This window comes from Chryseobacterium sp. VD8 (genome assembly GCF_037149975.1).
Classification (GTDB): domain Bacteria; phylum Bacteroidota; class Bacteroidia; order Flavobacteriales; family Weeksellaceae; genus Chryseobacterium; species Chryseobacterium indicum.
This window is the reverse complement of the sequence record NZ_JBBCQL010000190.1, coordinates 1-9,046: the sequence shown is the minus strand read 5'-3', so window position 1 is coordinate 9,046 and position 9,046 is coordinate 1. Positions and strand designations below refer to the sequence as shown.

Sequence of the window (9,046 nt, the reverse complement as noted above, 5' to 3'; positions counted from 1 at the left end):
GAGAGTGATCCTTCAGATTTATATGCTGTTCCTGTAAATAAAGTTTCAGAATCTTCTATCCCTGAACCGATTAAACAAAGAATTATCAATGGGATTAACAGGCAGAGAAGTGGTGATATCCAGTTGAGTTCACACGATTCCATGCTTCCTCCGTATTCAAAAACAGGAACAACGCACAGCGTATGGAATTCTTACGACTCGCATATTCCGTTAATTTTTATGGGATGGGGAATTCAGCATGGTGAAAGCAATAAAGCTTATTTCATGACGGATATTGCACCTACCGTTTCTTCACTGCTTAAAATACAGTTTCCGAGTGGAAATGTCGGGAATCCGATTACGGAAGTTATTGGCAAATAATATTTTACTCAAAAAAGATAATGAATCCTTGACTGTTTGGTTAAGGATTTTTTTAAATAAAAATTTTACTGTTGTCTATTTTTACAATGTTTTGCTGTTCCATTTTTTTGATTGCGCGGATCACAGTTTCTATGCGCATTCCTGTAAGCGAGGCTAATTGCTGTCTGGTGTAAGGAACCGGAAAAGAAAACTGTTCTTCAAAACCGAAATGAGCTTTTACGTGGGACATAAGAAGATTAAGCTTTGTAATCGGATCCCGGAAAGAAAACGGAGCCGAAGTAATATGTTTGTAGCGCATTCTGTCCGCAGTGTAAGAATATATTTTAAGGAGAAGTTCGGGCTTTTCTAATACGAGTTTAATCAGTTTATTTTTTTCCAGCCTGATGATTTCGCAATCTGTAACCGCAACAGCACTTACTGCATACTTTCTGCTGTGGAAAATATATGTTTCGGCAAAGCAGTGACCATCGAAAGGAATTCCATGGATAAATTCCTTGCCGTCTTCCAGAAAGCTGCTTAATTTTACCGTTCCGGACTTTATCTGCAGATAATATTTTGGAGTGCTTTCTTCTTTAAAAATATAATCGCCGGAATTATAGTGTTGGAGTTCAGCGCCATGAGAAAACAAAAGGTTTTCACAAATGATCATAAGCCTTTATTATTAATTTGATCTAAAATTAACAATTTGAAAGGTTTGTTAAAAATTTATTAATACCACACAGATGCCTTAAAGATGCCTTGATTTTAAGTGATGAATCAGCAGTATTTTGAGTATTTTCATTAGATATTAAAAACTTTATTAAATAAAAAAACGCAGATTATTCCGCGTTTTTTGTCATTTATTTTATTCTTGGTCTTCAACCAGATCATCATCGTCATCTTCATACTGTTCGAGAAAATAAGTGAAAGTGAAGTCTTCCATTTCTTCCTCAGCATCTTCGAGCGTGAGAAGAAGATCTTCAAAAGTTTCCAGCTGATCGACCGTCATATTTACAAATTCAATATGAAGAGGCATTTCCAATTCTCCTGTAATTACATCAGAAAGTGCATCCAGATTATCTCCGAAATGCTCAGGAAGTTTGATCTTTTCTTTCAGTTGGGCATAGAAATCTTCATAATCTCCGATGTCCGTAAAATCTATATATATTGTACTCATAACTTTATTTTAATTTTAAATCAGTTAGTAAGTCATGGCAAGGAGCTCAGCACAGGCTAACTTCGTTCCTCGCAATGATCAACAATTACTGCTTTTCAAAACTCTTATAATGGTTTTTAGTCAGATAAACATCACCGTCTTTCGTGAAAACAATCCGGTCTGCATTTCTGTTTCCGCAATGATAGTTTACATCCGCTTCAAAATACTTTTCATCTTCAGGTAATGTTCTTTCCCTGTTGCTGAAGTGATCTCCGCCAATTGCTTTTCCCGGCAAAACCTCACACAAATTTCCTTTGGAAGGATTCCAACCCATCTTTCTTGCTTCATTTTTGGTGATGTAATACTCAGGAAGCTGATGATTTTGTTTAACGTAAGCAATAACCTTCCTTTCTTCCGTCAACTGGTCGATAGATTCCTGATTCGAATATGCCGAACCCGAAATCTCAGAACTGCCGTATTCAATTCTTGGATTTTTAGAGGAAATTTCCTTTTTATCCGCAATGAAGTTATTATAAACGTACATTACAGACATCCCGAAAAGAAGCCCTAAACAAATGAAAAATACAGATCTTATTTTACCATTCATAGTATTAAATTAAAAAATGCAACAATAAGTTTGTTTAAACTTTTATTAAATCGCAAAAGTACAAAAGACAATCTAAAAGTGAATTCTATAATAACCAAAGCGCTCAAAAGAATAAAAACCAAAGATTTTTAAAAACTATTGTGAACTTTTTCATTTATAATTATAAAAGTTTAGTTCATCTTTTGTGATTTTTGCGGTTAAGTCTGAAATAGTTTAGACAACTTTAATGTATGAATCTTTCAGTTTAACAATGAATTGTTACATTGTTAGACTGATAGATTGTTAAATTAATTAGTTCTCCAGTCTTCAGGAATATCGCAGATCGGAATCGGAACCATTTTATGTTTTGCCGCTTTATGCATTCTGTCGAAAATCAGGAAAACCTCTTTATCTCTGCCTTCGTAATCTTCTGCTGTTTTTGTTCCGTATTCTTTCTGGATTTTTTCCAGTTCAGGGTAGGTTGCCCCGATCTGGTCTTCGTCCGTTCTTTCGGCATCCCAAAGTCCGTCCGTAGGAATTGCATTCTGAATGCTTTCAATTAAATTTAAAGCTCTTGCTAATTCGTAAACTTCCGTTTTGTAAAGATCCGCGATTGGAGAAACATCCACACCGCCGTCGCCGTATTTGGTGTAGAAACCGATTCCGAAATCTTCCACTTTATTTCCTGTTCCACACACTAAAAGTCCGTGAAGCTGTCCGAAATAGTATAAATTCAGCATTCTGAAACGTGATCTTGTATTCGCAAGAGCCAGATTGTTATTGGGATTTCCTTCTGAATGTGCACTGACAATATTTTCAAAACTTTCGAAAACAGGAGTTAAGTTAACGGTTTCTGATTTTACGTTTGGAAATTTATTTTTCAGATCCTCAATATGATCCTGCGCTCTGTTTACCTGATCTGCTTTTTGACGGATCGGCATTTCCAGAGCCAGAACTTCAAGTCCGGTCATCGCACAAAGAGTAGAAACGACACCCGAATCCACACCTCCCGAAACTCCGATTACATATCCGTTTACTTTTGCTTTTACTGCATAATCTTTCAGCCAGTTTACAATATGATCTATAACTTTTTGTGTCTGCATTGTTTATATTTTTGTCTGTTTTTATTTAAAGGAATTCAAAATTAAAAATTCTGAATGTTTATTTGATGTAATTTTGATGTTGAAGCTCATACCAGAAGCAGATTCCGTCCGGTTCGGTGAATTCGCCGGTTTTTTCGAAGCCTAATTTTCTTAAAATATGATTGGAACCTTCGTTTTCAGAATGAGCGTGAGCGTAAATGGTTTCAGCTTTCAGATCATGAAATCCAAAATCAAGCGAAGCTTTTGCCGATTCCAGCGCATAACCTTTTCCCCAGTATTCCGGGATGAAACGATATCCGAGATCATAAATATTATTGTAACCGTTTATTTCCTGAGTAATTAATTTCAGTCCGCTCCAGCCGATCAGCAGTCCGCTTTCTTTTTCAATTACAGCGAGTCTTCCGACACCGTTATCAAGATATTGCTGCTGAATCATTTTAATCACATTTTCAGATTCGCTGACGTCGGAAAGAGGAGGTACTCCGATGTATTTCATTACTTCAGGATCGGAATCGAGGAGAAACAGACGTTCTGCATCTGTTTCTTCAAATTTTCTCAGAATAAGTCTTTGTGTTTCTAAATACATAAAATTACTGTTGCTGAAATCCGAAAATCGTTACATTGGCTGCCCCTTTTTTGATGTCTGTTTCCTTCAGCGGATTTTTCATCACATTTAAGGTTTCCAGATTCATGTTTTTGGAAATATCCAGTTTTTGAATCAGATTATGCTCAAGATTTAGTTTTTTCAGATATTTGAGCGAACTCACATCAATGGTCTTTATTTTATTTAAAGATACGGTTAATTGGTCAATTCTTGGCGTCGTTTTCAGCGAAATATTTTCAATCTGGTTATTGTCGAGATATAGGGAAGCCAGATTTTTAAGATTTTCAGCTTTAAAATTTGATATTTTACATCCTGTACAGGAAAAAAGCTGGAGATGATCCATATTTTTCAGGGAAAGATTTGTAATACTATTGTCGTCCAGCACGATCATTTTAGCATTTTTAAAATACGCGAGGTCTTCGGTATTTGTAATCCCTTTATTCACTAAAAATAAATTTTCAATCCTTTCGGCTTCAAACTGATTTATTTTGCCGTCTTTGTTGAGATCAGAATTTTCTATCACTGCTTTTTCAAGATTTTTATCCTTAAAAATAAGGCTTTGGCTATAGAAACAGGATACAGAGAAAATCAGAATAAGCACCGGAATTATTTTATTTTTCATCACATTATATTATGTTTAAATCCGTATTTTTGTACACTTAAATTTCATGTAAAAGTATGAAGATTTTCAGAATTACTGCACTTTCTTTGGTATTAATTTTAGGATTGAATTCCTGTAAAAAAGAATCTCAGAATCAATGGAACGTAGAGATTACAACTCCCGCGGAAAAAGTAGAAATCACAGATATTTCCAAGGAACTTTACGATCCGAATGTTTCGTCGGAAAGTTTTAAAGCTAAATTTCCTTGGTTCCAGGGAACAGTAAGCGATGCAGATTTTGCCAAAAGAAGAGCAGATCCTGAAGAAATTAAAATTTACAAGGAAGCAGCTGCAAAAATAGATCAGAAAAAACTGCAGACCGATCTTCAGGATTTGTTTTCGCACATCAGATTTTATTTTCCTTCCTTTAAAAGTCCGAAAGTATTTTTATTTTCATCGGCTTTGCAGATGATTCAGGATCCTATTTTTTATGATGCCAAAGGAAATCAGCTTTTTATTGATATGACAGGCTTTATGGGAGAGGGAAATCCCAATTATAAAGGGCTGGAAATGTACTTCCAGAAATCCATGAACCCGAATAATATAGTTCCGAAAGTAGCACAGATTTTCGCGGAAGGTTTTGTGAAAGAATCTCCGGATCATCAGAAATTTATCGATATGATGATTCTCAACGGTAAAATCATGATTCTTAAAGACGCTTTTTTACCCACATATCCGGAATATCTGAAAATGAACTACACCCAGAAACAGTATGAATGGGCAGTTTCCAACGAAGCCAATATCTGGAATTATTTCGTGGAAAATAATATCATTTTTGGAGACGATCACAGATTGGAAGACCGTTTTATCGCTCCGGGACCATTCTCGAAATTTTATACGGAAATTGATAACGAATCTTCTCCGCAGATTGCCATTTTCACAGGATGGCAGATCTGTAAAGAATATCTGAAGCAAAAACCGGAAACCAAACTTCAGGATTTCTTAGGATTAGATGCAACCGTGATCTTTAATCAGTCCGGCTATAAACCGAAAGTAAAATAATACGCTGAATGTAAAATATTCGGCAAACAATATATAGTAGAATAAATAGAAAATTATGAGAAAAACTCAGATTACGATAGATGTAGAACTGGATGAAAACCACATTCCGGAAAACATTACCTGGAACGCACAGGACGGAGGAATTGAAAAAGAAGAAACAAAAGCAACCATGATCTCTGTTTGGGACGAAAAAAATATGGAAGCTTTGAGAATTGATCTCTGGACAAAAGAAATGCCGGTGGATCAGATGAAAATGTTTATTCATCAGGTGCTTGTTTCTATGGGAAACACTTACCAAAGAGCAACCGGTGAAGAAGATGTGGCACAATGGTTGGAGCAGATGGCAGAAGAGTTCGCAGTAAAATCGGCGATAAAAATGTAAAAAAGCGGGATGACGGAAGCCTGATGTTGGAAGTTTACAAAAGCATCCAGCTTCCATCATCCAGCTTCAAATCAAAAATATAAAACAATGAATTTTAATACAAAAGTAATACACGGAGGACAGCATCATGAATCTGCAACAGGTTCAGTGAATGTACCTGTATTTTTAACGTCTACCTTCGCACAGAAAAGCCCGGGAATACATTCCGGTTACGAATATTCCAGAGCGGCAAACCCTACAAGACAGGCTTTGGAAGACTCTTTGGCAAGCATTGAGAACGGAGCGAGAGGTTTGGCTTTCGGTTCCGGTCTGGCGGCAATCGACTGTGTTTTAAAATTATTAAATCCGGGAGATGAAGTGGTTGCAGTAGACGATTTGTACGGAGGAACGTACAGAATGTTCACCAGACTTTTCGAAAAATATCAGTTGAAATTTACCTTCGTGAATTTTGATGATGTTTCTAAAATCAATGACGTTATTACAGATAAAACAAAATTGATCTGGGTAGAAACGCCAACCAATCCTTTAATGAAACTGGTAGACATTAAAGCGGTTGTTGAAGTTGCCAAAGGAAAAGATATTCTGGTTGCAGTGGATAACACTTTTGCAACGCCTTATCTTCAGAGACCGATTGATCTGGGAGCTGATATCGTAATGCACTCTGCAACCAAATATTTGGGAGGTCACTCCGATGTTATTGCGGGAGCTTTAATTGCAAAAGATGCGGAACTTGGAGAGAAATTACACTTCATTCAGTTTGCAAGCGGAGGAATTTTAGGACCTCACGATTCTTATTTAGTATTGAGAGGAATTAAAACACTGGCTTTAAGAGTTCAGAGACATTCTGAAAACGGAATGGCTGTTGCAAAATACCTTGAATCTCATCCTGCTGTTGATCAGGTAATCTACCCTGGATTAGAATCTCATCCGCAATACGAACTCGCAAAATCTCAAATGAAAGATTTCGGAGGAATGGTTTCCTTCACTTTCAAATCAGGTAAAAAAGAAGATGCCATCAAATTTTTAGAAAGAGTAAAAGTATTCACTTTAGCTGAATCTTTGGGGGGAGTAGAATCTCTTGCGAATCATCCTGCTTTGATGACTCATGCTTCCATTCCTGCAGAAAAACGCGCAGAATTGGGAATTACAGACGATTTGGTTCGTTTAAGCGTAGGAATCGAAGATGCAGAAGATCTTATCGCAGATCTGGAAAGAGCTTTTTCTTAATACAAAGTAATAATTAAAATTTTCGCTGAGGTCTTTGCTGACTGAATAGTTTATGCTGAGCTTGTCGAAGTACCTTCGAACTTAAAAGCGTTTAGTAGTCAAAAAATCTTTGCGGACTTTGCGTTAAAAACAAATTATTAATTATTTTAAAATAAAAACATAATGAGAAAGATCCAGATTTTATTCATGTTAATGGTAAGCCAGATTGCCTTTTCTCAGGTAAAAAATACCGACGAACTGCACAAAACGGCGAAAAAATTAGACAGTCTGATATTCGATGTCGGATTTAATAAATGTGATCTTTCTCATTATGATTCTATCGTTAGCAACGACCTGGAATTCTACCATGACAAAGGTGGAATTACTTCCGGAAAAGAAGCCTTCAAAGCCTCCATTAAAAATAATATTTGTGGCGGACCCAATAAAGTGAAACGCGAACTGATTCCAGATTCCATGAAAGTATATCCTTTGTACAACAATAATGTTTTGTATGCTTTTATTCAGGAAGGAGAGCATGATTTTGCTGAATTTTACAACGGAAAATGGAACAAGGGAAGCCGTGCAAAATTTACCATTCTCTGGATTCTGGACGGAAAAGACTGGAAAATGAAACGTGTTCTCAGCTACGACCATCACTTATAATCTACTTTGTCAAAGCTTTATGAATTTTTTTTTTGCTTTGACAAATTTTTAAATTCCCATTATGACAAGAAAAGCGCAACTTACAGATGTACAGCAATTAGCTGAACTGTTCGATCAGTACAGAATTTTTTACCATAAAGATTCCGATATTCCTGCCGCAGAAAAATTTTTAACAGAAAGAATTGAAAATAACGATTCCGAAATTTTTGTTGCCGAAAATGAAGGGAAATTAGTCGGTTTTGTTCAGTTGTATCCGTTATTTTCTTCCACAAGAATGAAAAGATACTGGCTTTTGAATGATTTATATGTGAATGAAAATTCCCGTGGAAAAGGTTTTTCAAAACAATTGATTGAAGCATCCAAAGAACTTGCAAAATCAACCGATGCCGCCGGAATTCTTCTGGAAACCGGAAAATCCAATGATATCGGAAACAAGCTTTACCCAAGCTGCGGATTCGAAATCTACGATGAAGTGAATTTTTACGAATGGAAGATTTCATAATGTAACAATTTACCAGTGTAACAGTTTACGAAATCTTAATTGTTACTAAAATATTACTCATTACCAATTACTTATTATTCATAATTTATGACTGATTTTCAAAAATACGTTCAAAGATATTTAGACTTGATTCCTTCTGAAAACTGGCTGGAAGAACTGAAAAAATCCGGAGAAAAAACGGTTGAAATTTACTCAAAGCTTTCAGAAGAACAATCTCTTTTTGCTTACGCCGAAGGAAAATGGACGCTGAAAGAACTCCTTCTGCATTTATCCGATACCGAAAGAATTTTTCAGTACAGAATATTGGCTTTTGCAAGAGGCGACCAAAATGAATTACCGGGTTTTGACGAAGAATTATATGCGAAACGGTCTTTCGCGAATGAAAGAACACTGAGTTCACTGTTGGAAGAATATCAACTGATCAGAAAATCTTCTCAGATTCTTTTAGAAACTGCACATACCGAAGCCTTAAAAAATGTATGATCTGCCAACGGAAACCAGATTTCTGCCGAAACCATCGGAAAATTAATTGTTGGTCACAATATTCATCATCTTAATATTATTGAGGAAAGGTATTTGCCGAAGTTGTGACGCATTTAAAAATAAATATTGTAATTTTAATCAGTTCGGTGATTTTTTTAATATCATTGACTCAAGATTGTGTAAATTATCAATATTTTGGCAGCATACATTATCCATCTTATCTTGCTTTTTTATTGGGTTGGACTTATTTTGACGGATTTCGTTGGGAAGGTTTTGTTTGGTTTGCAAATCTTCTTTATTTTTTAGGAATAGTTTTGACAATCAAAAGAAATTACAAAGCAGTTTTTGCTCTTATTATTT

General features: G+C 35.8%; 12 protein-coding genes and 2 pseudogenes. 8 read left to right on the top strand and 6 right to left on the bottom strand.

The features are described from left to right. Nucleotides 1–360, top strand: a pseudogene (locus WFK35_RS17265) (alkaline phosphatase family protein); the annotation flags it as partial. Nucleotides 361–412: 52 nt separating this feature from the next. Here the strand turns inward: WFK35_RS17265 and WFK35_RS17260 are convergent. The 6 genes from WFK35_RS17260 to WFK35_RS17235 all read right to left on the bottom strand — a co-directional run bounded on the left by WFK35_RS17260 (nt 413) and on the right by WFK35_RS17235 (nt 4,410). Continuing rightward, nucleotides 413–1,009 carry a Crp/Fnr family transcriptional regulator gene (locus WFK35_RS17260; RefSeq protein WP_235129915.1) on the bottom strand — a complete coding sequence of 199 codons (597 nt, stop codon included), beginning with the start codon at nt 1,007–1,009 and terminating at the stop codon, nt 413–415. Between the two features lie 195 nt (nt 1,010–1,204). Further along, entirely contained in the window at nt 1,205–1,516 is a 312-nt protein-coding gene (locus WFK35_RS17255) for a barstar family protein (RefSeq protein WP_336733629.1), read from the bottom strand. A gap of 85 nt (nt 1,517–1,601) precedes the next feature. Further along, entirely contained in the window at nt 1,602–2,102 is a 501-nt protein-coding gene (locus tag WFK35_RS17250; protein WP_336733628.1) for a ribonuclease domain-containing protein, read from the bottom strand. A gap of 287 nt (nt 2,103–2,389) precedes the next feature. After that, nucleotides 2,390–3,184, bottom strand: coding sequence for an NAD(+) synthase (nadE, locus tag WFK35_RS17245; protein WP_336733627.1), 795 nt, complete (start codon nt 3,182–3,184; stop codon nt 2,390–2,392). Nucleotides 3,185–3,242: 58 nt separating this feature from the next. After that, on the bottom strand, nt 3,243–3,770 hold the full coding sequence (locus WFK35_RS17240; RefSeq protein WP_336733626.1) for a GNAT family N-acetyltransferase: 528 nt from the start codon (nt 3,768–3,770) through the stop codon (nt 3,243–3,245). Nucleotides 3,771–3,774: 4 nt separating this feature from the next. After that, complete coding sequence (locus tag WFK35_RS17235) at nt 3,775–4,410, bottom strand: leucine-rich repeat domain-containing protein (protein WP_336733625.1); 636 nt, start codon at nt 4,408–4,410, stop codon at nt 3,775–3,777. A 56-nt stretch (nt 4,411–4,466) separates the two neighbouring features. Between WFK35_RS17235 and gldB the strand changes: the two genes are divergently transcribed. The 7 genes and pseudogenes from gldB to WFK35_RS17200 form a co-directional block, all read left to right on the top strand. Then, nucleotides 4,467–5,450, top strand: coding sequence for a gliding motility lipoprotein GldB (gene gldB / locus WFK35_RS17230; protein WP_336733624.1), 984 nt, complete (start codon nt 4,467–4,469; stop codon nt 5,448–5,450). Nucleotides 5,451–5,505: 55 nt separating this feature from the next. Next, nucleotides 5,506–5,832, top strand: coding sequence for a gliding motility protein GldC (gldC, locus tag WFK35_RS17225; protein WP_076396489.1), 327 nt, complete (start codon nt 5,506–5,508; stop codon nt 5,830–5,832). A gap of 81 nt (nt 5,833–5,913) precedes the next feature. Beyond that, a pseudogene (locus WFK35_RS17220) lies at nt 5,914–7,059 on the top strand (cystathionine gamma-synthase); the annotation flags it as partial. Nucleotides 7,060–7,221: 162 nt separating this feature from the next. Then, a complete protein-coding gene (locus WFK35_RS17215; protein ID WP_336733623.1) occupies nt 7,222–7,701 on the top strand; it encodes a nuclear transport factor 2 family protein in 480 nt (159 codons plus the stop codon). 61 nt (nt 7,702–7,762) lie between these two features. After that, nucleotides 7,763–8,203, top strand: a complete 441-nt coding sequence (locus tag WFK35_RS17210; protein WP_336733622.1) for a GNAT family N-acetyltransferase — start codon at nt 7,763–7,765, stop codon at nt 8,201–8,203. Nucleotides 8,204–8,290: 87 nt separating this feature from the next. Continuing rightward, nucleotides 8,291–8,686, top strand: coding sequence for a DinB family protein (locus WFK35_RS17205; RefSeq protein WP_336733621.1), 396 nt, complete (start codon nt 8,291–8,293; stop codon nt 8,684–8,686). 104 nt (nt 8,687–8,790) lie between these two features. Further along, on the top strand, nt 8,791–9,046 hold a 256-nt coding region (locus WFK35_RS17200), incomplete at its 3' end, for a hypothetical protein (RefSeq protein ID WP_336733620.1).